The organism is Polynucleobacter sp. 78F-HAINBA, from assembly GCF_018882325.1.
Taxonomy (GTDB): Bacteria; Pseudomonadota; Gammaproteobacteria; order Burkholderiales; family Burkholderiaceae; genus Polynucleobacter.
In genome coordinates this window covers 12,253-36,905 of the sequence record NZ_JACVOQ010000006.1, presented here as the reverse complement: position 1 = coordinate 36,905, position 24,653 = coordinate 12,253, and the positions used below count along the sequence as shown (strand labels likewise).

Here is a 24,653-nt window from a genome sequence, read left to right as displayed (position 1 = left end):
ATTTTTATTTAATTATTTGGAAACGACTTCATTCACAACTGGGTTTAAAGCATCGTGGTTTCGTAGTACTTACGAATGTGCGCAGACAACTGATAACCGTCATCCTTGCCTTGAACAGTGCTGCCAATTTCCTGAATCACTGCCTTACCAATGGATGTTTGCGAAGCAACAGCAACGGCACCAACTGTGGCACCCGCTCCGATGAAAAACTTTCTACGTGAAGGCTTGTTTCCCTCATTTACTGCAGTTGCGGATTTAGTAGTCATCGCATGCTCCCATTTAGTGCAAATTGATATTGAACAAGTGTAATTGGTAATTGGTAATTGCATTTTTTGCATATTTGGAATTTTTATTTTCCTAAGGGTATTCATCTGGTGCAGCGCAACATTAAATCATGTCAAAACTCTGCCCTTCAATCGCGAGAAACTCTCGAGTTAATGCAGCTACTGGATGGTAAAGATGCATATCTGGAATGCCCTCTATTGCATCGCACAATTCGTCATACCAAGGACGGATATGATCATTGAAAAAAGCACGTTGGTTGGTGAGGTTGGAGACCTCGACATCATCCCCTGCTATGAGGTAGCGCATCACTTCGCATAGCGCCGATAAATGATCCTCAGTTTCCGTAACCTCCTCGGCCGACTCCAAGCCGAAGGTATCTAATGCCCGACGAATATCAACCAAAGGTTTTTCATTTAAATGGCCCGCCATATAAAAGGAGCCATTGAGAATGACATTGGGACGCCCCACGCTGATGAAGTTGCGGTCAAATTCCTCATGCCATGCTTTGGCAGAGTTGTTCTTGGCAACCTCTACTACGCTATTCCATACCTTAGCCAACGGCGCATCATCAAACTGGCTTTCCTGATCATCTGGAATAGAGGCAGCTATTTGATCCAATAACTCCTGATCTGGCGGCTGATGAAAAAACCTAGCAATCAAGCCGTATAGATCAGCTCTAGCCAAATCCTCTGGCAGACCCACATCTCCAACCTCAGTTGAGGCACCTTCTTTTATCTGCTCACTCATATTTCTTTTTTCACCATATCGACAACGCGACAATCGCCACACATCTTTAGTCTATCCAGTCCAGCTCCAGCAAAGGCGCCATGGGCACCTAGCTTTACCAGCATCAAATCCACCATCTTCGCCGTTCCAAAGACCTTGCCACAACTAATGCAATGGAAAGGCTTAGTTTCATTGAGCTCCACCTTTTGCTTACGCTCTTCAATGGTCTGCAAACGGGGCGCTAATGACAGAGCTTGCTCTGGGCAAGTTTGAACGCAGATGCCGCACTGAACGCACTGCTTCTCAATGAAGGAAAGTTTGGGCTCATCCAAGTTATCCAGCAAAGCACCTTCAGGACAGCTGCCCACACAAGACATGCAGAGTGTGCAGGCATCTTTGTTGATATTGAGACCGCCTAAGAATGAGGGCTTTGGCAATGCAGCGCCACCTGCTGGAAGCGGTGCTTTAGCTTGCTTTTGGAAGTGCTCCAAAACCATCTCAATGGTTTCGCGCTTTTGATTGCCCAAACCAAAACTGGCAGGCGAACAAATTGCTTGCAGAGCACCGCGCTGACGCAGCTTGCCCATAGCCTGGGATGCAGGCTGCAAATCATCAGCGGATGAGAGTTGTATTAGCGAAAGTCTGGCATCAAACCCATAGGCTGCCAAAATTGCATTACCCAAATCAACTTGCGTTTCTAGTGCGGCGCGATAAGCGGGATCCTCATCGCCAGTGAGCAACATAATAACTTCACCAAAACCATAGGCGATTGCACCCAACCATAAATCCAGGCCAGTGGAAGCAATATGCTCGATTCCATAAGGCAATACGAAAGATGGCAATCCCTCAAACTGCTTTGGTCTTAAATGGGCCAAGCGCCCTAGAGAATCTATAGCCTGAGTTCCGGCCTTCAGTGTATGCAAGAGCAAAGCAGGCGCTTGCACCTGTTTGATCTTGGCGCTCTCGGCAGTAAATACATTCGCGAGAGTTTTAATCTCTTTACCCTGATGGCTGACGCTTGGATAGTTGTAGCGCATCGCACCTGATGGGCAAACTGTTGAGCAAGCTCCACAACCCATACATAAATTAGGATTCACTTCTACAGTGCCCTGCCCACTCTTAAACAAAGAGGAGATGGCGCCCGTAGAACAGACGTCGATACAAGCACTGCACCCTACTTTGCCATTACGGCCATGCGCGCAAATCTTTTCGGCATAGGAAAAGTATTTAGGTTTTTCAAATTCACCAACTAAGTCCAATAATTGATTTGCTACCAAAGCTTGCTCAAGCGGATCTTTTCCGGGAGCAAAATAACCTTGTGGTGTTTGACTCATGCGCATCTTCGGATCAGCGCGCAGATCCATAATCAAGTCAAACTCAGCATTACGCTGACGCTCTACTCGATCAAAATTAATCGCACCAATACCAGCGCAGGCGGTAACACAAGCGCGGTGGGATTTACATTTATCCAAGTCAATCTGGAATGAATCATCAATTGCACCTTCTGGGCAAACCTCAACACAGGCACCACAACGAGTGCACATCTCCGGATCGATTGGGTTTTGCAAATTCCAGTCGACTGAAAATTTACCGAGATAACCGTCTAACTTCAGGGCTTCGCCTGTATAGATCGGGAAGTTTCTTGCAATCGGCAAGGCGCCCGACTCTGTACATAAAACAGATACGTCGAGAGAGTCGCTGAGTTTTTCAGCCCAAGGCAAAGCTTGGTCTCCAGGGCCAACAATCAGTAAGCGACCTTGGCTTTCATAATTCACGACTGGTACAGGCTCTGCCTCCGGCATATCAGCTAAGGCAAGCAATGCAGCGATCTTCGGTGTGGAGGTTTTAGCCTCTTGAGTCCAACCAGCCACTTCTCGAATATTGACAAAACGTAATGGTGCCACCAAAGGCTTTTCGGATTGCTCAGCCAACTCACCAAATAAAGCGCGCTCTTGAGTGCAGGCAATGACAATAGAGTCACTGCCATCAAATGCCTTAATGACTGAGCCAATTTCCTGCCTACATAAGGAAGTATGCATAGTGACACCAAGGGCCTTTGAATCCAAAGGCATGGTTCCGTTGCAATTACAGACTAATTTTTGACTCATTGATTTCTTCTTAACTGGTTTTCTTATCCACGGGCACGAGGTCTTTATCTCCCGCTTCCTGAATAGGTGCTGGTGTGGATGTTAAATCAGTCTGTGGACTTAGGGGTAAAGCCTGCTCTTCCGGTTTAGATTCTTTATTAGCGGCAGTTTGGGCGCTCGGAGCCTCATCGTCACTATCCTTGCGGAAAATGTTGAGCATGTCGGATTGCACCATGCGCTTGAGCATTTCGAGTGGAATTGGATCCGGCTTAGAGTAATCATCAATATAGATATCTAGACCATCCATTACATTGAAGTGCGGATCGGAGAACATCTTTTTCATGGCCGCCTGCTGAACTGCAGGATCTACGTCTGGCTTCATAAAAGCGGAGAAGTCAGGAGCAAATCGATCGATCTTCTCTACATCTTCTAATGTTGCCGAGGGCGTATGCTCTTTAGCATCAGCAGACCCCTGTTTTGATTCAGTAGGGGTTGTTAACTCAGGCTTGGTCTGCTCGACTACTTTTTTCTCGGGCTCTAGGCTCTCCCCAGACTTCAGACGCGACCAACGATTTAGAAATCCGCCTGCCATTAATCCTCCGCCCCGCGATTGGCACCCTTGAATGATTCAGGGCGATGACGCTTCTTAGGTTCGGGGCGATAGTTCTCATTCACAAATTCTTGGAGCCAAGAAGCGTGCTCTGCAGACAAGGGGACGTTATCAACCGATTCACCACCATCCAATAAACGCCCCGCTTCGTTATAGCTTACACAAATACGATGTGGAACTGCAATGGTTGCTTCAGATTTAGCTAACTCGATAGATTGAGCATCCACATAGCGCTCAACATCCTCCTCTAGGCGCCACATCACAAACCAACAAGGTTGTGTGGCAGAGAGATTTAGGTAGTAGCCTTCACCCTCATCCGGGAAAAGATTGAGCTCATAGCCAGTAAACAACCAAGACTCGCCTTGATCATCGCGCCCTAGAAACTGACCAACAATTTTGTTCTCTGCGCTGACTGCGTTAGTAAATTGCCCGAAGTCTGGCATTACCTCCTGAGGCGCCCACCGATAGGAAATCCAGGGGTTATCAACAAACTGCTTACGCATGAGCACTGCAAAACGCATAAGGCCTCAGGTGTTTTGAACCACGATGTTGGGGAACTTACTACTCATATCTTTTGAAAGCGCCGCCACCTTAATGGCAACCCGTCTTGCAATCGTTTTATAAATTGCACTGATAGCGCCATCGGGGTCAGCTACTACTGTTGGACGACCGGCATCAGCTTGCTCACGAATTGATAAATTCAGCGGTAAGTCACCCAAGAAATCAACGCCGTATTCTTTACACATCTTTTGGCCACCGCCGGTACCGAACACATGCTCCTCATGACCGCAACTTGGACAGACATAGGTGCTCATATTTTCGATGATGCCCACGATCGGCACACCAACCTTCTCAAACATTTTTAAACCCTTACGCGCATCCAGTAAGGCTATATCTTGCGGGGTAGTCACAATGACTGCGCCAGTAACGGGCACCTTTTGGGCCAGTGTTAACTGAATATCACCAGTACCAGGAGGCATATCCACAATCAGGTAATCGAGATCGCGCCAACGGGTTTGACGCAGTAATTGCTCTAAAGCAGACGTCACCATCGGGCCACGCCACACCATTGGCGCATCGTCATCGATCAAGAAACCAATTGAGCTTGCCTGAAGGCCGTGACCTTCCATTGGCTCCATCGTGTTTTCTTCAATGGATTCCGGTCTGCCGGTGATGCCTAGCATCATCGGTTGACTCGGGCCATAAATATCTGCATCCAACATACCGACCTGCGCACCTTCAGCCGCTAAAGCTAAAGCTAGGTTGACTGCAGTAGTGGACTTTCCGACCCCGCCCTTACCGCTAGCAACGGCAATAATATTTTTTACATTGGGCAATAACTTGACGCCGCGTTGTACGGCATGCGCAACGATTTGACTGCTGACATTGACGCTCACATTTTTAACCTCAGGCAATTCGCGGAGCACAGCAATAACGGATTTACGAATAACATCAAACTGACTTTTCGCTGGATAACCCAAAACAATATCTAGGCTAATATCGCCGCCATCTACCCTTAGATTTTTGACGCTCTTTGCCGATACAAAATCGATTTGTGTATTTGGGTCAATTAAACCCTTTAATGCTGCTTGCACAGCTTCTACAGTAAGCGCCACCGACATCTCCTAAGAAGAACAATCCCGCAAGGGAATCTCAATACGATCTACTGAGATTAACTACAAATAATGGAATAGTGGGTAGATTAACCGCACATGCAAAAAATTGCTTAAAACGAGATTTTGAAAATCCCGTTGAACCGACTTAAAAAATGAGGAGGCTAAGGTAGTAAACCGCCATAGACATCAAGGCAGTAGCAGGAATAGTAAAAATCCAGGCCCAAACGATATTGCCAGCAACCCCCCAACGAACGGCGCTAGCGCGTTGAGTTGAGCCAACGCCAACAATAGCCCCAGTAATTGTGTGGGTAGTCGATACTGGAACCCCAAGAGCCGTTGCCATGAATAGAGTGATTGCCCCGCCTGTCTCAGCACAGAAACCGCCGACAGGTTTGAGTTTGGTGAGTTTCTGACCCATGGTTTTCACAATCCGCCAACCACCAAACATCGTACCCATCGCAATAGCGATGTAGCAAGAAATAATCGTCCAAGTAGGCGGCATACTCGCACCCGCTTCTGCATAACCAGTAATGATCAGTAAGAGCCAAATAATGCCGATGGTCTTCTGGGCATCATTACCGCCATGACCTAAGCTGTATGCACTTGCGGAAACTAACTGTAAGCGTCTAAACCAACGATCTGTTTTTGAGAGGTTGGCGTTGCGACAGACCCAGGCCACCAACAACATCATTAAGGAGCCGAGCAAGAATCCCACCATTGGTGAAATGAAGATAAACGACACGGTCTTGATAATTCCTGACCACACCAAACCATCAACACCAGCCTTAGGCAAAGCTGCCCCAACGAGACCGCCAATCAGAGCATGGGAAGAGCTTGAAGGAATACCGTAGTACCAAGTAACCACATTCCAGATGATGGCTCCCACCAGGGCCCCAAAGATCACGTGCAAATCTACTGCAGCAGGATGAACAATCCCCTTACCTACAGTAGCGGCAACACTGAGATGGAAAATGAAGATTGCCAGAAAGTTAAAGAAGGCGGCGAATACAACTGCCTGCTGAGGCTTGAGCACCCCAGTAGATACAACGGTAGCAATCGAGTTGGCAGCATCATGAAATCCATTCATGAAATCGAATGCCAACGCTAGCGCTACTAAAAGCGCCACTACCCAAAATGCGACTTCTATTGAGGCCAACTTATTTAACCTTAAGAATTTTCAAGAACGATGCCTTCAACTAAATTGGCAACGTCTTCACATTTATCGGTAACTTCTTCCAGCAACTCATAAATACGCTGTAGCTTGATCAGCTCGCGCACTTCGATATCTTCTCTGAATAGTTTAGTGATCGCAGTGGAGAGCAAGCGGTCTGCGCCAGACTCCAAGTGATCAATCTCATCACAGGTCTTTAACGCTGCTTTAGCAACTTCAGGGTCTGAAATATCTTTGAGCATACCTACAGCGTTTTTCATACCAATACAACATTGGTTGCAGAGCTCAGCCATATGAAGCATCTCATCGGTCATCTGCTTAACGTTGTAGAGGTGCATTGCTTCGGTGCCGTTCTGAATCAAATCAGCAACGTCATCCATTGTGTTGATTAGGTCAAAAATCTGATCACGATCAATCGGGGTAATGAAGGTCTTATGGAGGCGACGGTGCACTTCTTTCACCACATCATCGCAAGCATGTTCTGCGCTATCAACCTCTTGCGTATATTTCGCACGCAATGCTTCATCGTTGTAATGCTCGATGAATTTGAGAAAAGATTCAGAAGCTGAGACGATATGCGCAGCATGTTCGTTGAACAATTCAAAGAAATTGCCATCGTGAGGCATTAACTTACTGAAGAACATAATTCACGATCCTTTAAAAACGAAAAGCTGCGAGAGTTAATAAGCTAGCCTCATTCTAAACAATGCCTTAATTCGATACGGGAAATCCAGCTTCTGTTATAAGCTCAGCGGCCAATTCGGGGGAAAGCGTTGTTTCAAGCGTCACCAGCTGGGTCGCCAAGTCCGCCTGAACCTGAGCCTGAGGATCTTGAGCTTGTACCGCTCGCGTTACGGCATTGATACAGCCACCACAAGTCATTCCTGATACCTTAAGCGTAAACATAGCTACTCCTTAAAAACTGTCAAAATACGATTGTTGATGGCCTTTTTTCACCTTACGGTAGATTATCTTCTACATGACCCCCACAGAATCCAGTAATTCAGAGTTTTTTACCCTCGATATCGGCGGAATGACCTGCGCATCCTGCGTCAGCCGAGTTGAAAAGGCTTTGGATAAGATTCCGGGAGTTGAGGCAGCCACCGTCAATTTAGCTACCGAGCAGGCAAGGGTTCGGGTGAGGCCTGGCTCTTCCAGCCTAGCCGAGATCATTGCGCTGGTTAAAAAGACGGGTTACGAGGCCAAAGAGAGTTCGGCTCGAGGTAATTTGGAGCAGAAAAATGCCAAGTCATTTTGGGCTGCCGACGGCTTGGGTCGTGTTGTCCTCAGTTTCTTGCTTTCCGCCCCCCTCTTCTTGCCCATGTTCTTGATGCCTTTTGGCATGCATTGGTCTTTATCGGGCTGGTGGCAGCTGGCTTTAGCAACGCCAGTGCAATTTATCTTGGGCTGGCGCTTCTATAAGGCAGGCTTCAAATCTTTGATGGCTGGCGCCGGCAATATGGATCTACTGGTAGCAATTGGTACTAGTGCCGCCTACGGACTCAGCCTCTACATCTTGCTCACTTCAAGTCATGCGCATGAACTCTACTTTGAGGGATCAGCAGTCATTATTTGTATGGTCTTGTTGGGCAAATGGCTGGAGGCGCGTGCCAAGCAACAAACCAGTGAAGCCATTCGCGCCCTACAAAAGCTCTGGCCAGAACATGCAAAAGTTTTAAGTGCTGATGTTGATCCTCACATGACTATAGGCATCGGCACAGATCAATACCGCGATCTACCTTTAGATCAAGTGCTTCCAGGCGATCGGGTGTTAGTGCTCCCCGGTGAACGCATTCCGGTTGATGGCGTCATTGTGTTTGGCGCTAGCCATGTTGATGAATCGCTACTCACTGGTGAGAGCGAGCCCGTTAAGAAAGCGTTGGACTCCAAAGTGATTGGAGGCGCTTTAAATGGTGAAGGAGTCCTAGTGGTGATGGCGCAAGCTGTTGGTATTGAAAGCGTGCTCTCACAAATTATTAATTTAGTAGAAGAAGCGCAAACTCAAAAGGCACCGATTCAAAAGTTGGTTGATCGAGTGAGCGCCATCTTTGTTCCTACCGTGATTATTCTTGCGCTCATCACCGGCATCGGCAACTGGCTTTACCTAGATTCCGTGTCCATCGCCATCTTGCGCGCCGTATCTGTTCTAGTGATTGCCTGCCCTTGCGCACTTGGCCTGGCCACTCCAGCGGCAATCATGGCGGGCACTGGCATAGCCGCACGCTTTGGCATTCTGATTAAGGATCCACAAGTATTGGAGTTAGCACACCGACTCGATGTCGTTGCCTTTGATAAGACCGGGACATTAACCATTGGCAAGCCACGCATGCTTGCCCTACTTCCCTTTGATCAATCATTTACCGACGAGGATCAAATCCTTGCCACTGCTGCGGGCTTGCAGTTAGGGAGTGAACATCCTTTAGCTAAAGCCTTGCTGGATGCCGCAAAAGCAAAAGGTGTCGCACCCATTGCCACTTCATCCAGCAAAGGATTGCCGGGTATTGGTATTGAAGGTATACCAAGTGCCGGCCCCTTTGCCGGTAAGACGCTGCGCTTGCAGAGCGTAGCTTCTCTCGAGGGAAGCTCTCAGTACGAGATTGTTTTGCAAAAAGCGCAGGCTTGTTTTGAGCAAGGCCAAACTGTTTCCGTTTTAATGAATGCAAGTGGCGAAGGCAGTGAAGCGTCATCACCAATAGCTGTGATTGCCTTTGGAGATGAGCTTAAGCCAAATGCCCAATCAGCGGTCGATGCACTTCATGCACTGCATATTCGGACAGTGATGCTATCTGGCGATAATTTAGCAGCAGCTACCCGAGTAGGGAAAACAATCGGCATTGATGAAGTCTTTGCTCAAATCATGCCGAGTAACAAAGCTGAACTTATTCAGAAGTTACAAATTGACTCCGAAGGTCGAAAACATTTCGTAGCGATGGTTGGCGATGGCGTCAACGATGCTCCTGCTCTAGCAATGGCAGATGTTGGTATGGCGATGTCTACGGGTACCGATGTAGCAATGCAAGCTGCTGGCATTACCTTAATGCGCGGCGACCCCACTTTAGTTGCGGATGCAATTGATATCTCCAAAAAGACTTGGGACAAGATTCGCCAAAATTTATTTTGGGCGTTTGCATTTAATACGATTGGTATCCCGATGGCAGCCTTGGGTTACCTATCTCCCATGCTAGCTGGCAGTGCAATGGCACTTTCTAGCTTCTGCGTCTTGAGTAATACCCTACTTCTCAAGCGTTGGCACCCTAAGCACTCTTAAGTTATTTGGGGTTCTTGCGCACCAACTCAATGTCGCCGTAGAGCGCGCGGGTTTCTGATTTGGTGTTATCAGTATCAGTCAACAATGCAATGCCAATAACATTGCCTGGCGCCTCTCCATAGGCCAACTTGTAGTCCGCAGCTAAATCTCGTTCGTGCTTGCGCCACTCACCTAAGCTATCCCAACCTGAGTCAACCACAATCATCTTTACGCGAGAGGTGTGCGCATTGTTTAACACCGTGTTGACTGAATTTTTTCCTGACCAGATATACATCACCGTGGCATACGGCATCTCTTGACCGCTAATTAAGTTGGCCATCTCAAAGGTGAGTTTTTCTTTTAAAGGAAGTTTAGATTTATTGCCATCAAAGGCGACCAAGATGCGAAGCGGTGCATCGTCACTCTGACTATCTGCATTGTCCGCTTGCGGCATTGCACCAACCGCCTTCCATTCCCACTGAAGCCATAAGTTTTGTGCAGAGCGCGGTTGAAGCTTTACCGCAAGACCAGAAGCCGAGGTTTTGGAATTCGCGGCCAGCACCGTACGGCCTTGGTATTTCTCAAGACGGTAAACCGTGTTCTTCTTATAGGGCGCAATGCGATAGAAATGCCAACCATCTGGCATGCCATCTCGTGGCTTCTCCGCAGAGAATTTTGGCAAGTCCTCTTGTGCGGGTAACTGATCAGCATTAAATGCTTGACCCGCTTCATTCTCGATCGAGTTCCCAGTAAAGCCGGCACAGCCTACCAATAAGCTGGCTATAGCAGTCAATAGCAGCAGGGATCGAAAGCGGTTTTTTGTAAACATCTCTTGAATTGTCCCAAAGAATGAGGTGCTAAGTCTAAAATCGGGTGATGCGTCATCAATCACCCTCTAGCTGGGCCGCTATCAGCATCTGCATTGCTGCGGTGGTGCATTTTGCCCTCGGCTTTTCAATTGAGTTCTCTGTGGATGAAGCCCATTACGCTTTATATGCAAAGCACCTTGCTTGGAGTTACTTTGATCACCCACCACTAGTGGGCTGGATACAGTGGCCACTAGTTACCCTAACCTCTTCCGAAGGGATCATTCGTCTCATTCCGGAATTGCTATGGACTCTATCTGCTTTCTTGGTATACCGAGTCACGCTAGAAATTCATCGCCTCATTCAGGGGCGTAATACAGGCTACTTAACCACCACCCTTCCATCAGCCAAGCTGTGTGGGTACATGGCCGTTTTAGCAATCATTGCAGCACCACTGCCCCATGTTTTAGCAATTGGTCTTTTGCCTGATACCCTTCTTGCCCCTTTAAGCCTTGGCTTGATGTTGATGGCTTTGCGTTGGACCAGAAAAGATCACTTCTCCATTGCGGACTGGGCCATCACCGGCTTGTTGTTGGGCTTGGCGGGACTTAGCAAATACACCGCTGCATTTACTGCGTTTGCCTTACTGTTTGTTTTCTTAGCTTCACCCAAAAAGGCCTGGATCTCCAAAGTGGGTTTCTGGATGGCTGCAGCCATTGCCTTGCTCGTGATTAGTCCAGTCCTGTATTGGAACTGGGTCAATGATTGGATCTCATTCAAATATCAAATTGCCCATGGCGGTGGTGGCGCCTGGGCATGGCGCAGAGTTGCCGCTTTTGTGGGCATTCAAATTGCGTGCTTTGGGCCACTATTGCTTTTAGGTAGCTATACATTTCTGAAGAATTGCCTCTACTCGCAGAAGCTCGTTCTCACTGCTTTATTCAGCTTCTTTGCGATCCCCTTCATCATTTTCGCTGCACTATCTGGTGGCGGCAGCCTTCCCCACTGGACTACACCAGCTTGGTTTTGTCTGGCACCATTTGCCGGCATTGGTTTAGCCAAGGCCTGGGCTATGCAGCAACGCATGGCAATACGCATACTGCTTGTTGGGCAGATACTGATTTGCTTGCTAGGGTTTGGGTATGTTTTAGCTGGAGGAGTTAATACTGCTGCCATCAAATCCAATCCGATTGCCGATCTCTATGGCTGGAAAGTTGCCGGCCAGAAAGCATCTGAATTGGCAGTAGCGACTAAAGCAAACGGAATTGCGGTACAAAACTGGACTTTGGGTAGTCGTGCCGCTTGGTATGCGCAACCACTTCCAGTCTTTGTACTCGATCAACGGCAGGACCAATTTGACCTCTGGTTTGGGCAATTGCCAGCTGGTGCAAGCGTATTGCTAATCAACTGGTCAGGCATGGCTTTTGAGCCGCCAATTGGAGGTAATCTGGCCTTTGAGGCATGCGAGCCCTTAGATAGCCTAGAAATCATCCGCTTTGGGCAGGTTTTGTCCAAATTTGACTACAGCCTTTGCCGTAACTGGCAGGATGCTGGGGTAGCGCGTTAATTCCCCAAATTCAAGACCTTAGGGTCTCAAGGCATTATCCTTACGCCTATGAGTTCACAACCCCAAACCACCCCAAAAGCCACATCTGGGTGGAAAGCAATTCTCAAGCGGGCTTGGCCCACGATTCGCATTTTGCTGTCGGTCGCCCTCCTTTGGAAAGCCACCAGCGGAATTGATTGGCATGCACTCCTAGATTCTGAAATTCAGATGCAGCCTTGGTGGTTTTTGGCAGCCGGCTTAATGATGCTCTCAGCATTTATTTGCGGTGGATTGCGCTGGGGATTCTTAATGCGCAAAGTCGGGTTTCAGGGAAGCCTCATCAATTTTGTAGCGCTCTACTTTGCTGGCGGACTGATCAATCAAGGATTACCGAGTACGCTTGGTGGTGATAGCTATCGCGCTATTACTGCGACCCATTTAAATAGCAGTGGCAAATTAACTGAAGCAAAAGAGCTTGATGAAGAACTTCATCACTCTGTTGACTTGGAGCATGCCACTCCCAAACTACGTTTGAGTTTTTCCATGGTTCTAGTAGATCGCCTACTTGGCTTGGCTGGAAACAATTTACTCGGCGGTCTAGGACTCATTTTGGGTGGCGCTACTTTAGCCGCCTGGGGAACAGACCTGGGTTATGCCGTCACCGGCATCATGATTTTGGCGGGTTTATTGCTTGCTGCCATTTTGGCTTGGGGTCCTAGCTGCAATCTCTTGCAAAAGTTATTGGATCGCCTGCAAATGAATCACGCTTTACCTGGCATTAAGTTGGCCTTTTCTTGGCCTATGAATGTGGCTCAAGCTGCATTTGCGATCGGCATTCATTCCCTCACTATTTTGACCCTGCTCTTCTGCCTCAAGGCTTATGGAGTAGACGCTCCGATTGAAGCCCTCATGATTGGCTTGCCTGCATTAAGTCTCTTGCTAATGTTGCCAATCAGCATCTCTGGCTGGGGCTTACGCGAGGCCACACTCTCTTCTGTACTGGCATTGTGGGGCGTAAGTCCTTCCATGACAGTATTAGCTTCCATTAGCTATGGTGCCATTACTGTTTTATCAGTACTACCCGGCGCTTACTTTTTATTAAAACGGAAATAATTCTTTTAGAGTCCACTATGAGTATTAGCGTCAACACCATGCGCGCCATCGACCACTGGGTTGGTGTGCCACTCTGCGCAGTAGCAAGTCCAATAGTCGCTCTGATTGATGGCGTCAAAAATATCTTCAGTCGCGGCCCAGATACGCCACGCAAACTACTCTTCATTGAGTTATCAGAAATGGGTAGCGCAATCTTAGTTGACCCAGCCATGAGAAATGCGCAGGCTCGTGGCGCTGAATTATTTTTCCTGATCTTTAAGAGTAATCGTGCCAGCCTTACCCTATTAAATACAGTCAAGCCAGAAAACATTTTTACGATTGACTCTTCAAGCTTGGGCGGACTTATTAAAGATACCGTCAAATTTTTACTAGTAGCCCGTAAGCATCGCATCGACACTGTTATTGACTTGGAATTGTTCTCCCGCTTCACCGCCCTACTGACCGGCCTCTGTGGCGCACGTCGCCGTGTGGGTTATCACATCTTTCATGGTGAAGGTTTGTGGCGTGGATTTATGCTGACCCGCATGGTGCATTACAACCCGCATATCCACATTACCAAGAATTTTCTTTCTCTCATCCATGCGGCATTTGCCAAAGAGATTGAAGTGCCATTCAGCAAAATTCATATTGCAGATTCAGAAGTTCGCTTAGAGCAAGCGGTGATTGATCCCGCAGCGCTAAACAAAGTACGTGAACGTATTGAAAAGCTTGCCGCAGATGCTGGTATTGAATTTAAGCAAGGTCAGCAACGCCTCATTTTGGTAAATCCGAATGCAAGTGATTTATTACCACAAAGACGTTGGGCACAGCAGCGTTTCTCTGAGCTTATTCAAGGGCTGAATCAGCTTTATCCAAACGATCTGATTTTGATCACTGGCTCCCCAGCTGAATTTGAGTATGTTGAAAAAGTACGCGCAGTTGCTAATGTTAAAAATGCTTTGAACTTTGCTGGTCAAGTGAGCTTCGCAGAACTACCGCCCCTCTACACGCTATCTGATGTGATGGTGACTAACGATTCAGGGCCAGGTCACTTCTCAGCAGTTACTCCATTGCGCACCGTTGTCCTATTCGGACCAGAAACTCCGGCGCTCTACGGCTCTGTTGGTAAGTCGATTTCGATTACAGCTAACTTGGCGTGCTCTCCATGTGTCAGCGCGGCCAATCATCGCAAGACACCATGCCATGACAATGTCTGCATGCAAGCAATTACCGTTCCTCAGGTGCTCGAGAAAATGGTGCATCAATTGAATGAAGCTGATCAAGAGCGAGCACATTAATTCGCATGACTGAGCAGCGCAAATCAGCTTTAGCAGTTACCTCTCTTTGGGTGTGGTTTATCCCTCTTCTACCACTTGGTCTGGCAATTGCCATTTACCTTGGTGAACTACAAACTCCGACGTTTTTATTCATCAATCGCTACACCCAAATTCTGCCGGATACTCTTTGGGCTTGGCTCACTTTCATTGGCAATGGCTGGGGAATCTTTGCTCTGTGTTTTCCGCTTTTATTGCTTGCACCTCGATTGCTGAGCGCCGGACTTTTGGCCTCCCTAATTGGCGGCACGATTAGTCAGATTATCAAACCTTTTTTAGCCCTCCCTCGTCCTGCTGGAGTGCTGGCCTTAGAAGATTTTTATCGCATCGGCGAGCCTTTATTGCATAGGGCAATGCCATCAGGACACACACTCACTGCTTTTGCAGTAGTTTCCGGAATCTACTTTGCTAGTGATCGAGAAAAAAGAAGCTCTTTATGGTGGATCTTTATCATTGCAAGCTTTGCCGGCATCTCTCGCAATGCGCTTGGCGCTCACTGGCTTACAGATGTTTTAGCCGGTTGCGCCATTGGAATTTGGTCAGGCATGCTTGGGGCAATATTGGCCGGATTAATTCCAGATGCGCAGCTAGCACCCAATAAGATCGGGTCTCGCTTGCTGGCTCTCGGTGGCCTTGCGACGATCTATGTGCTTCTGACCCAAACCCTAGACTCGGAACTCAATCAATCTTTGCAATATGCTTGTGCAGCATTAATTAGCATCACCCTGGCTTTATTTATTAAAGCGCAAAAACCTAGAGGCATATAAAGATGTTTAGTTATCGCCATGCTTTTCATGCTGGCAGCCATGCCGATATTCTGAAGCATCTCGTAATGATTCATTTAGTTGAGTATCTTCAAGAAAAACCAGGCGCCCTCACGATTGTTGATACTCATGCTGGCGCTGGGATTTACAGCTTGATAGATGGCTTTGCTACGGTTAGCAAAGAAGCGGATCAAGGTATTTATCGCTTAGCCAAATTTGCAGAGGCTAATCCTGTTAGCCCTGGCATTGCTAATTATCTAGAATTCATTCAGGCAGAGAACGCCGCGAATGAAATCACCATCTACCCAGGATCCCCATTTATCTTGGCTCGATTGCTGAGATCGTCAGACCGTTTGAAGCTTTTTGAGCTTCACCCTAAAGAGATTGATATCTTGCGCCACAATATCAGCGAGCTCAAGCAATCAAAGCAAATAGATATCTATGCAGAGGATAGCTTTGCCAGATTAAAGGGCTTGATGCCGCCACCTAGCCGGCGTGGACTTGTTTTAATTGACCCCTCTTACGAAGATAAGCAAGACTATCGCTATCTTGAAACTGCAATGGAAGAAGCTCTGCACCGCTTCGCTACTGGTTGTTATGCAATTTGGTACCCATGCCTCTCTAGAAGAGAATCAGCATCCCTACCGGATCACATGAAGAAGATTGCGGCGGCACATAAACGGTCTTGGTTACAAGTTGAGCTACGGGTTGAGAATGCCCCTAAGGAACGCCGACTTCAGGCTAGCGGCATGTTCATCATCAATCCACCCTGGACCCTAGAAAAACAGTTGGCTGAAAGCCTGCCCACTCTTGTCAAAGCGCTTGGCCAAGATAGTGGTGCTGGGTTTGTACTAAAGAATTTTGAGGTTTAATTTACTTTATGCCCTCTTAGCAAAAACCCCACACTCAAATTTATTGCAGTCAATAAGTAAGGTGGTTCAGCTCTAAACATGTATAATTTAGGCAAGGACTGGGGATTCTCGGTCGACATTGGCTCCGGTTTTTCCGGGGCTTTTTGTTTTATTGGCCTAAGGAAATTTCCTCAAACCCCATCGATCAATGTCACCATTCCTCTTAAGTAATTTTCCTTTCAACACATCCACCGCTCTATTGGATTGATTGGGGTTAAGAATACGCATACCAATAGGTCTAGCCACAAGATCAGCGATTTGAAGTCCAGTTGAATTTGATTTTTTATCTGCGAAGATAATTTGAAAGCTGAATTTTTCACGGTGGCGATTATCACCATTACAAATACGTCGAAACTCAAGCTCCAGATCCCTGTCTTCATTATTACCCCGCTTCTCCACGACAAAATGTAAGGCTGGATTGGCGCATACTGCCGACCCTACTGAACTTACCCACTCCCCCTCTTGAATTAAAAAATCCCTAACTCCTTCTAGGCCCGCATCTAAACCAAGGTGATATAGATTTACAGAATTTAAATACTGATTTTTGCACTCATTTTTATTGATAACGATGCAAATTAAATTAAAAGGAAGATCTTTAATGATCTCCGTGAGTTCATCTAGGAAAACTTGCTTTAAAGAAGGTTTCTTAAGAAATGAAAAATGACCAGCATCCCTTCTAATCTCGCGTTCGTGCAAAATAACTTGATCATGTCCAAAGTGTTTAAACTTAAATTTCTGGATAGCCGGTGTAATGATCGTCATATATTCTGCTTTCTTTGCAATCAAAAAAGCCAAAACAAATATCGGGTAATTGGGATCAATATTAATCATGGATGGAGAGCCACTCTCGTCCACAAAGACTAAATACTCACTTAAGCTGATGCTCATCTAAACCCCTGTGCAAGAGGGAATTTTAAATGATTTAGTACGTCAATTAATTTCTTAAAAACTATAAGGAAATAGAATTAAATTCTAAAATTACTATCAATTTATCTATTTAAGACAAAAAATTAATGAGTGTAATTTGGGTTAATCGCTCGCCTGAATCATCACTTCATTGCGACGCATAAAGGGTAGCGTCCAAGGCGGGTTGTAGCGTGCAAACTGAGGCTCACCGACAGGCTTTAGATTCTTGCTCTTCATCCAATCGCGTAGTGCTTGAGTTTTTTCCTGAACCTTCTCTTCGTTATAAAAACCAGAGAAAGTAATCACCGCCTTTTTCTCTGCAGGCACCTCTCTTATTTTGACCTGCGGATTTAATGGCTTTGGCAAGCTAGCCAAGGTGTACTCTGCAGGCATCACAAACGATACCGTCCATTGATTGCCTGCACCCTCAGAAGACTTGCTACTCTCGATCCCTACGGGAGCTGTCATGGCAATCTTGGCACTCTTATTTTGATCGCTAGATTCAATTCCAACAGGTGCGGTCATCGCTATCTTTTCGGATACCTGGTTTTTCCCAAAGATGTACGCTGCGATCAAACGAAAGCCTTGATTCGAGGCGACATCCAAATCCCCATCCACCTTAACTTCTGCAACTATGAGTGGAGCGTAAGCACGCAATTCAAATGGCTCGGATTTCTCCAGGAGGACATACTTCGGCTCTTCAGTTGCCATTACAGTACTCGCAATCAATATGCTGGTGAGGAATGCTAAAACTCGCAAGAAGAAATTCCTAATATGAAGTGTTTACCACTGGGACTGAATGGTAAATCCTGACGCATCGCATTGAATGTGCGCTTGCGCACCCACCGGTAAGGTGAGTTTCTCAGCTTGATGACCAAACGGCAGTCCGGTTAACACGGCGATATTGCCAGGAAGACGTTTGCTAACGGCCTCAATTGCACTTTCCAAGGTGTAACCGCGATCATTGTCGTAAAGACGATAGGCGGAGAATCCCCCCAAGAGAATGGCGCTTTGATTTTCTAATATCCCAGCATCCAGCAATTGCATGAGCATGCGCTCGATTCGATAGGGATGCTCATTGACATCCTCTAGAAACAGAATTCCACCCTGGGCTTGTTCTTGCGTAGGCAAGTAAGGCGTACCAACCAGCCCTGCCAGGACAGTGAGGTTTCCACCCCAAAGCACTCCTGATGCCTTACCCGCGGCAGACTTACTTAAGAAGGGTTGCGCAGCCTGAATAGTGCAATCTAATTTGCGCTCATTGATCGCTTTTTGAAAATGCGCCCACATGAATGCATTGGGGGTAGCATTCTGCTCGCCCTGGCAAGCAAAATCAAAGTTGAGCATGGGGCCAGCCAAAGTTACTGAACCAGTCTTTGCCAAAAGGCCTAACTGGAAGACTGTGAAATCGCTATGCCCACAAATCTGTAGACCATTCTGAATAGCTTTAGCAATCCCACTCCACTGAATGTCCGGCAGCAAGCGATGTAATCCGTAGCCACCACGCATCGCTACGACCGTCTTATCAGGAGACAAGGTAGCGAGTTGATTGATTTCAGTTAAACGTTCTGTATCCGAGCCGGCAAAACGTTGCTCAACTCGGTCTACGCATTCTGTATTGAGAACTTCAATACCCTGCTTCTGAAGCCACTCGATTCCAGCTAATGGGCTACTAGCATCTAGGCTCGCCCCTGAAGGAGCAATCAAATGAATTTTCTTCAACGCCGTTCCTTAAAAAAATCACGTAGTACCTGACCACACTCTTCGCCCATGATGCCACCCTCAACCTGAGTCTGGTGATTAATCTGTTTTTCTGAGAATACATTGAGCACGCTACCGGCAGCGCCAGTTTTAGGATCGGCTGCACCGAATACTACGCGTTCAACCCTGGCATGCAGCATCGCTCCAGCACACATAGTGCAAGGCTCTAATGTGACATAAAGAGTAGTGCCTGGCAGGCGGTAATTAGATTCACTCTGGGCTGCAGCACGCAATGCCATCATCTCGGCATGGGCGCTAGGATCGCTATTAGTAATTGGTCGATTAAAACCGGTGGAGATAACTTGACCATCGCGCACCAGTACGGCACCAACTGGGACTTCACCGGCGGCGGCAGCGAGCTTAGCTTGACTCAAAGCTTGCTGCATAAATTGGCGATCAAGCTCTGCTTGCATATTACTTCTTAGGGATGTGAAACGTCAGCCCAACAATTGGGTGTTTCATAAAGACGAATCGATGCGAGCTTGAGTCGGCCATCAAAGGCTTTTTCAAAAACAGGCTGCAATACTCTAAAGGCTGCGCTAGCCAAGTTCTCAACGGTAGGGACATGCTCCATCACTACGGTCTTGTGATTTGGAATGGAGTTTAAATACTCAACTAATCCAGCATCTTCTTTAGCTACCAAAAACGCATGATCCCAAGGCTCCACTACATATTGATTGGTGAGTCGCTTGATATCCCCAAAATCTAAGACCATGCCATCGTCTGCCTTGCCAGGATGATCTGCAATCACGCCCGTCAAAGTGACCTCAATCGCGTAGCGATGGCCATGCAAATGACGACACTGCCCATCATGGTTCGGAATACGATGCCCTGAGTCAAACTCCAGGCGGCGGGTAATGGAAATGGCTTCTTGCTTGGTGGTCATGATTACTTTTCTGAATACTTAAATATTGCTTCGTAACACTACTATCGAATACCGATCATTTTATGGGCCTGAACACTCAAGCGCCATAAAGGCCGTTTTTGACATAGACGAACAGCTAATGCGAGGTTTTCATGAAGGTCTGGACCATCCATAGCCTGCAAGAAGCGATTGCGGTAATCCATCTTCTCAAATCTGGCCAGTAGAGTTTCTAAGGGGTTATGACCTACCTGAGGAATCACCACTTTAATCTCATCGGCCTGCAGCACAATCAGCTCTGAGCCAGCCTTTGGACTGACACATACCCAGTCAACACCCTTGGGAACTTTAATTGTCCCGTTAGTCTCAATAGCAACAGTGAAGCCTTTGGCATGTAAAGCATCGATTAAAGCAGTGTCGAGCTGTAGCAATGGTTCACCACCAGTGAAAACAACATAACGCTGTTGAGGCCCAGCGGAGGTGCTATTCCACACCTCTTCTATGGTGTCAGCCAATAGCGAAGCAGTTTCAAACTTGCCGCCGCCAGCACCATCACTACCAACAAAGTCAGTATCGCAAAATTGGCAGACTGCAGTAGCGCGATCTTCTTCCCGGCCACTCCACAGATTGCAACCCGCAAAGCGACAAAATACAGCCGCACGACCTGCGTGGGCGCCCTCACCCTGCAGGGTTGGAAAGAGTTCTTTTACGGTATACATAGCTATGTCCTGATTTTAAGCGCTTTGCTTACTTCCAGGACACAAGCTCCCATTCTAGGTAGTCTTCCCAGAGGGCATTACTCCAAAACATACCAGCCCATAGATAGCGTCCATAGCCACGCCGAATAACCCAACGACCAATTTCCGGGGAAAACCAAACGTCCTCTTGACGATAGTTGGCCACTCGAGAAAAGTCATTACTTGTAAAAAAAGGTGCTTCGTTTTGATACTTTAAGACTGGAAATTGACCAGCAGGTACGCTGACGCCCTCCCAACCTAAAGCGGATATATTTAAACCCCAGTAATAGTCGTTGTCAGGATAGCCAACTACTTGATAACGATCGCGATAGAAACCAGACCATCCAGGGACAAGTTGCTCAGGCCACAAGGGGATTGGCTGCAAAAATTTTTGAGGTGGGTTCCAATGCGGATCCTGTAAGACATAACCCCAAGGTTGCTGAATTTCATCGGGAAGTTGCCCTGCTTTTAGACCGCTTCGCTCAATCCGAATCTGAGGCCCAACAGATACGACCTTCTCCGTAACAATGTCCACCAATTCTTGGTTAAATACATTGCGAACGTTATAGACCCACTGTTGCCCTACTTGTGGCGCCCTCACCTTAGGAGGGTTAATCGGTTGCGGCAAAGGGGTCGAGGCTGGATAAGGTTGCGCAGCAATACAAGCCACCAATAAAGCTGGCGATAGCAACACAAATAGCCTACGCACAACGTTTATTTGTAAGAGCTGAGTTGCCATTGATAACTGCCCTCTAAAATCACTGCGCCAATCTGCCCCTGAATTTGATAAGAACCAGAGGCTTCGCGAGCAACCCAGCGACCAATCTGCGGAGCAAACCAAACTGTTTCTTTACGAATGCAATCAACCTTGTTGGGATCATCACTCTCATAATTAATCAGGGTCTGAAAATGTAGCGCTACAAACTCTCCAGCAGGAACGGTAATTCTTTCCCAGCCCTGTACGCTCATATATTCTTGCCAGTTCATACGCGAGTCTGAGTAGCCAGCAACGCTGTACTTAGTATTGAACTGTTTTGCCCAGGTGGTAGATAGTTGCTCAGGCCAAAGCGGCAATGATGGACTGAAGTTCAGTAAGCGCGACCACTGGGTATCTGTAGAAACCATCCCCCATGAAGTCTGGATTTCACTAGGTAAGCGAGCGCCATCTGCAGTCATGCGATCAATCACAATTGATGAGCCAATATTAGAAACGCGCTCAGTAATCACATCCAAAGTTTTGCCATCAAAGATATTTTGCTTGATATAGGTCCACTCTTGGCCAATTTGTGGAGGGCGAACCACAGGCAGTGGTTTAGGCTGGGCAACTGGGATGCCATGCTCATAAGAGAGTCCACCACAAGCAACTGGAGCTAAGGCGGCTGACACGATAAAAGTGCGGCGAGATAAATTCATATTGCTACCCATAGTGAATTAATGAAGCAAGGGAGATTGCTCAAGTTTATATACACCTTAATGCTTTAGCTATTTTATTCCGCCCCACCGAGGTTTTTGGAGTACCCGCCACATCAAACCACTTGTGGGTGTCTTCCTCAAAGCCAACGCCATGCATAAAGTTGTAAATTGCCTTCTTCAGCCCAATACCGAGTAGATCGTGATCCACTCCAGCAGGGTCAATAAAGGCAACATCATTCTTAGCAAAACTAATGGGGGGTAATGGCACGAGTTCAATTCCATAGGCTTCCGGATCAAGCCCTACCGGAGAATGCGCAGTGCAAGTAAATCGATGAAAGAAGCCGCTCTGAATGCAGCCGTTTTCAAAGAGCTGACGAACATACTCCAGGGAGTCGACAGTCTCTTGAACAGTTTGCGTTGGGAAACCATACATGAGATAGGCATGCACCAAGATGCCGGCATCCGAGAATCCTTTAGTCACTTGAGCCACCTGCTCAACTGAAACACCTTTTTTCATCAGATCAAGAAGTCTGTCAGAGGCTACCTCTAGGCCACCGGACATTGCAATGCAACCGCTTTGCGCCAACAATTCACATAGCTCTGGCGTGAAGGTTTTTTCGAAGCGAATATTGCCCCACCAAGAAATTATCACCTTACGACGTATTAATTCCTCAGCAAGTGCTTTCAAGATTTTGGGTGGCGCTGCCTCATCCACAAAATGAAATCCCGTCTGACCGGTCTCGGCAACGATTGCTTCGATGCGATCAACCAATAGACCAGCTGAAGCAGTTTCATAACGAGAGATGTAATCCAAGCTGACATCGCAAAAGCTACACTTTTTCCAATAGCAACCGTGAGCAACGGTAAGCTTATTCCAACGCCCATCACTCCACAGGCGGTGCATGGGATTGAGCATATCCAGCAAAGATAAATAGGAGTTAAGTGGTAAGCCATCCCAGGTAGCAGTGCCAACATCCTCAAACGGAACATCAGGCTCTTGCCAATTAATGTAACGAACCTCATTACTATCATTCCGGATAAAGCTACGCACCAATCTTTCCGAAGAGCGCTTGCCATTCAAATGCTCAAGCAGAGCAAGCAATGGTCTCTCACCCGAGTCTAGAGTGATGTAGTCTACAAAATCAAATATGCGTGGATCGGTGAGCTCACGTAACTCCGTATTCACGTAGCCACCACCAAGGCCAATCTTGATATTGGGGTAATGTTGCTTGATGGTTTGGGCAATTCGTAATGCGGCATACATAGCCCCAGGGAATGGCACTGAGAGCAATACCAAGCCAGGCTGATGCTTTTCAATGGAAGACTTTGTTAGCTCTTGTAAATGTAAATCCATTAGCGTTGGACTTGCTGCCAAGGCATCTGCCAAAGGCGTAAAGGTAGGTTGGCTACCCGCCAAGGATTCCGCATATCGAACAAACTCAAAACGCTCATCTACCGCATCACTCAGGACATCGGATAGATCATTGAGATAGAGGGTAGCTAAATGACGCGCCCGATCCTGAGAACCCAGCGCACCAAATGCCCAGGCTAATGAGTCAGCCCCCTCTTCATCATCATAAGAATCTAAGGATGCGAAACGTGGACCTTCAGGCAGCAAAGTACGACTGTTGATGCGATGAGCAAGAGTACTATCGCGTCCTTGTAGAAATGCAATCACCAAAGCTATGGTGCTTTGATAATCTGCAAAATAATCTAGAAAGAAGTTGACACTCGCACTGCGATTTTCTTCAGGAGCCTTCAACGCCTGATCTTTGATCTCCAGTAAACCCTGTGGAGTAAAGAAACCCAGGACCAGGGCTAATGCCAAATCTTCTTGAACCGCATCAAAGCCACGTGAGCGCAGAAAGCCAGTGAGATAGGCTGTTGATGGATACGGCGTATTCAGCTGCGTCATCGGTGGAATGAGACTCAGAATCTTCATGCCACTTGCACCCGCTTCTCACTAAGCGATTCCAGCAATTCCAATTCCTCAGAAGTAAAACCAGCTTGCTCACGGGCATCCAAATTAAACGGCCCTCTCAAGGTGGGTGCACGGTACTTCTCGGCCAGTTCTCGATAAGTCGCAATTGGAGATAAGCCGTCATTAGCGCATAAGAAATTAAACCAGCGATTACCAACAAGTACATGGCCAATCTCATCATGGAGAATGATTTCCAGAATCTCTACAGCGCGATCATCTTTGATTTGCTTGAACCGATCCCGAATCTCAGGAACCGCATCAAGACCTCTGGCTTCCATGGTTCTGGGAACTAGAGCCATTCGGGCAATTACTGAATCAGTCGTTCTCTCAACCATCTCCCACAAACTATTGTGAGCCGGGAAATCACCATAACTAAATCCAAAGGACTGTAAATGAGCATTGATCAAGCCGAAATGGTATGCCTCCTCTTTGGCAACCCTAAGCCAGTCTTCGTAATATGCCTTTGGCATATTCGGAAAACGCCAGATCGCATCGAGCGCTAAATTCATGGCATTAAATTCAATATGGGCCAAGGAGTGCCAGAGGATAGCCCTGCCTTCAACCGTATCCATTTTTCTTTTAGGAACAAACTTGGGTGCCACTAACTCTGGTTTAGCGGGTCGCCCTGGTAGCCAATGATTTTGACTACCAAGACTGCCAGAAGGATTTAGAGCAATGCGTCCAGCCTGATACTCATCGAACAAGTTGGCCAACTGGCTAACCTTGGATTGCACATCGGTATTTGCCAGTATTGCGAGGGAAGTTTCTCGTAACTCAAGCATGGTTATGGGTAAAGGC

Annotated in this window: 26 protein-coding genes; 6 read left to right on the top strand and 20 right to left on the bottom strand. The window is 47.2% G+C overall.

Features of this window, described 5'->3' with window-relative positions:
• Positions 1 to 44: 44 nt before the first annotated feature.
• The 9 genes from ICN11_RS07745 to ICN11_RS07705 all read right to left on the bottom strand — a co-directional run bounded on the left by ICN11_RS07745 (position 45) and on the right by ICN11_RS07705 (position 7,401).
• Positions 45 to 266, bottom strand: coding sequence for a formate dehydrogenase (locus ICN11_RS07745; protein WP_216229873.1), 222 nt, complete (start codon positions 264 to 266; stop codon positions 45 to 47).
• Positions 267 to 387: 121 nt separating this feature from the next.
• Positions 388 to 1,032: a molecular chaperone gene (locus ICN11_RS07740; RefSeq protein ID WP_216229872.1), complete on the bottom strand. Its 645-nt coding sequence runs from the start codon at positions 1,030 to 1,032 to the stop codon at positions 388 to 390.
• Entirely contained in the window at positions 1,029 to 3,119 is a 2,091-nt protein-coding gene (locus ICN11_RS07735) for a 4Fe-4S binding protein (RefSeq protein ID WP_216229871.1), read from the bottom strand. Before ICN11_RS07735 ends, ICN11_RS07740 begins: the two co-directional genes overlap by 4 nt.
• Before the next feature lie 10 nt (positions 3,120 to 3,129).
• Complete coding sequence (locus tag ICN11_RS07730) at positions 3,130 to 3,690, bottom strand: DUF3306 domain-containing protein (RefSeq protein ID WP_216229870.1); 561 nt, start codon at positions 3,688 to 3,690, stop codon at positions 3,130 to 3,132.
• Positions 3,690 to 4,211 (bottom strand): DUF3305 domain-containing protein, encoded by a 522-nt coding sequence (locus tag ICN11_RS07725; protein WP_370623615.1) that lies wholly within the window; start codon positions 4,209 to 4,211, stop codon positions 3,690 to 3,692. The genes ICN11_RS07730 and ICN11_RS07725 overlap by 1 nt, the downstream gene beginning before the upstream one ends.
• A 24-nt stretch (positions 4,212 to 4,235) precedes the next feature.
• Positions 4,236 to 5,330 (bottom strand): iron-sulfur cluster carrier protein ApbC, encoded by a 1,095-nt coding sequence (gene apbC / locus ICN11_RS07720; RefSeq protein WP_216863166.1) that lies wholly within the window; start codon positions 5,328 to 5,330, stop codon positions 4,236 to 4,238.
• A gap of 139 nt (positions 5,331 to 5,469) precedes the next feature.
• Positions 5,470 to 6,480 carry an inorganic phosphate transporter gene (locus ICN11_RS07715; RefSeq protein WP_216229868.1) on the bottom strand — a complete coding sequence of 337 codons (1,011 nt, stop codon included), beginning with the start codon at positions 6,478 to 6,480 and terminating at the stop codon, positions 5,470 to 5,472.
• Between the two features lie 11 nt (positions 6,481 to 6,491).
• Positions 6,492 to 7,139: a DUF47 domain-containing protein gene (locus ICN11_RS07710; RefSeq protein WP_216180691.1), complete on the bottom strand. Its 648-nt coding sequence runs from the start codon at positions 7,137 to 7,139 to the stop codon at positions 6,492 to 6,494.
• Between the two features lie 67 nt (positions 7,140 to 7,206).
• On the bottom strand, positions 7,207 to 7,401 hold the full coding sequence (locus ICN11_RS07705) for a heavy-metal-associated domain-containing protein (RefSeq protein ID WP_216229867.1): 195 nt from the start codon (positions 7,399 to 7,401) through the stop codon (positions 7,207 to 7,209).
• 73 nt (positions 7,402 to 7,474) lie between these two features.
• Between ICN11_RS07705 and ICN11_RS07700 the strand changes: the two genes are divergently transcribed.
• On the top strand, positions 7,475 to 9,763 hold the full coding sequence (locus tag ICN11_RS07700) for a cation-translocating P-type ATPase (RefSeq protein ID WP_216229866.1): 2,289 nt from the start codon (positions 7,475 to 7,477) through the stop codon (positions 9,761 to 9,763).
• A gap of 1 nt (position 9,764) precedes the next feature.
• On the opposite strand, the gene ICN11_RS07695 is transcribed toward ICN11_RS07700, so the two are convergent.
• Complete coding sequence (locus tag ICN11_RS07695; RefSeq protein ID WP_216229865.1) at positions 9,765 to 10,571, bottom strand: DUF3047 domain-containing protein; 807 nt, start codon at positions 10,569 to 10,571, stop codon at positions 9,765 to 9,767.
• A 47-nt stretch (positions 10,572 to 10,618) separates the two neighbouring features.
• Between ICN11_RS07695 and ICN11_RS07690 the strand changes: the two genes are divergently transcribed.
• The 5 genes from ICN11_RS07690 to ICN11_RS07670 are packed head-to-tail and all read left to right on the top strand — an operon-like array spanning position 10,619 to position 16,156.
• On the top strand, positions 10,619 to 12,115 hold the full coding sequence (locus ICN11_RS07690; RefSeq protein ID WP_216229864.1) for a glycosyltransferase family 39 protein: 1,497 nt from the start codon (positions 10,619 to 10,621) through the stop codon (positions 12,113 to 12,115).
• Between the two features lie 48 nt (positions 12,116 to 12,163).
• A complete protein-coding gene (locus ICN11_RS07685) occupies positions 12,164 to 13,207 on the top strand; it encodes a lysylphosphatidylglycerol synthase transmembrane domain-containing protein (RefSeq protein ID WP_216229863.1) in 1,044 nt (347 codons plus the stop codon).
• Between the two features lie 17 nt (positions 13,208 to 13,224).
• Complete coding sequence (locus ICN11_RS07680) at positions 13,225 to 14,484, top strand: glycosyltransferase family 9 protein (RefSeq protein WP_216229862.1); 1,260 nt, start codon at positions 13,225 to 13,227, stop codon at positions 14,482 to 14,484.
• A 5-nt stretch (positions 14,485 to 14,489) separates the two neighbouring features.
• A complete protein-coding gene (locus ICN11_RS07675) occupies positions 14,490 to 15,287 on the top strand; it encodes a phosphatase PAP2 family protein (protein WP_216229861.1) in 798 nt (265 codons plus the stop codon).
• A gap of 2 nt (positions 15,288 to 15,289) precedes the next feature.
• Entirely contained in the window at positions 15,290 to 16,156 is an 867-nt protein-coding gene (locus ICN11_RS07670; RefSeq protein WP_216229860.1) for a 23S rRNA (adenine(2030)-N(6))-methyltransferase RlmJ, read from the top strand.
• 156 nt (positions 16,157 to 16,312) lie between these two features.
• Here the strand turns inward: ICN11_RS07670 and ICN11_RS07665 are convergent, their stop codons facing one another.
• The 10 genes from ICN11_RS07665 to ICN11_RS07620 all read right to left on the bottom strand — a co-directional run bounded on the left by ICN11_RS07665 (position 16,313) and on the right by ICN11_RS07620 (position 24,637).
• Positions 16,313 to 17,083 (bottom strand): DUF3800 domain-containing protein, encoded by a 771-nt coding sequence (locus ICN11_RS07665; RefSeq protein WP_216229859.1) that lies wholly within the window; start codon positions 17,081 to 17,083, stop codon positions 16,313 to 16,315.
• Between the two features lie 141 nt (positions 17,084 to 17,224).
• Positions 17,225 to 17,860 carry a heme-binding protein gene (locus ICN11_RS07660; RefSeq protein WP_255539911.1) on the bottom strand — a complete coding sequence of 212 codons (636 nt, stop codon included), beginning with the start codon at positions 17,858 to 17,860 and terminating at the stop codon, positions 17,225 to 17,227.
• A gap of 24 nt (positions 17,861 to 17,884) precedes the next feature.
• Positions 17,885 to 18,823: an LD-carboxypeptidase gene (locus tag ICN11_RS07655; RefSeq protein ID WP_216229858.1), complete on the bottom strand. Its 939-nt coding sequence runs from the start codon at positions 18,821 to 18,823 to the stop codon at positions 17,885 to 17,887.
• A complete protein-coding gene (tadA, locus tag ICN11_RS07650) occupies positions 18,820 to 19,275 on the bottom strand; it encodes a tRNA adenosine(34) deaminase TadA (protein ID WP_216229857.1) in 456 nt (151 codons plus the stop codon). The genes ICN11_RS07655 and tadA overlap by 4 nt, the downstream gene beginning before the upstream one ends.
• 8 nt (positions 19,276 to 19,283) lie before the next feature.
• Complete coding sequence (gene queD / locus ICN11_RS07645) at positions 19,284 to 19,748, bottom strand: 6-carboxytetrahydropterin synthase QueD (RefSeq protein ID WP_216229856.1); 465 nt, start codon at positions 19,746 to 19,748, stop codon at positions 19,284 to 19,286.
• A gap of 41 nt (positions 19,749 to 19,789) precedes the next feature.
• A complete protein-coding gene (gene queE, locus ICN11_RS07640) occupies positions 19,790 to 20,443 on the bottom strand; it encodes a 7-carboxy-7-deazaguanine synthase (protein ID WP_216229855.1) in 654 nt (217 codons plus the stop codon).
• Positions 20,444 to 20,471: 28 nt separating this feature from the next.
• Positions 20,472 to 21,200 (bottom strand): hypothetical protein, encoded by a 729-nt coding sequence (locus tag ICN11_RS07635; protein WP_216229854.1) that lies wholly within the window; start codon positions 21,198 to 21,200, stop codon positions 20,472 to 20,474.
• A complete protein-coding gene (locus ICN11_RS07630; protein ID WP_216229853.1) occupies positions 21,176 to 21,874 on the bottom strand; it encodes a hypothetical protein in 699 nt (232 codons plus the stop codon). The genes ICN11_RS07635 and ICN11_RS07630 overlap by 25 nt, the downstream gene beginning before the upstream one ends.
• Positions 21,875 to 21,920: 46 nt before the next feature.
• On the bottom strand, positions 21,921 to 23,816 hold the full coding sequence (locus ICN11_RS07625) for a radical SAM protein (protein WP_216229852.1): 1,896 nt from the start codon (positions 23,814 to 23,816) through the stop codon (positions 21,921 to 21,923).
• Positions 23,813 to 24,637, bottom strand: coding sequence for a ferritin-like domain-containing protein (locus ICN11_RS07620; protein ID WP_216229851.1), 825 nt, complete (start codon positions 24,635 to 24,637; stop codon positions 23,813 to 23,815). Before ICN11_RS07620 ends, ICN11_RS07625 begins: the two co-directional genes overlap by 4 nt.
• Between the last annotated feature and the right edge of the window lie 16 nt (positions 24,638 to 24,653).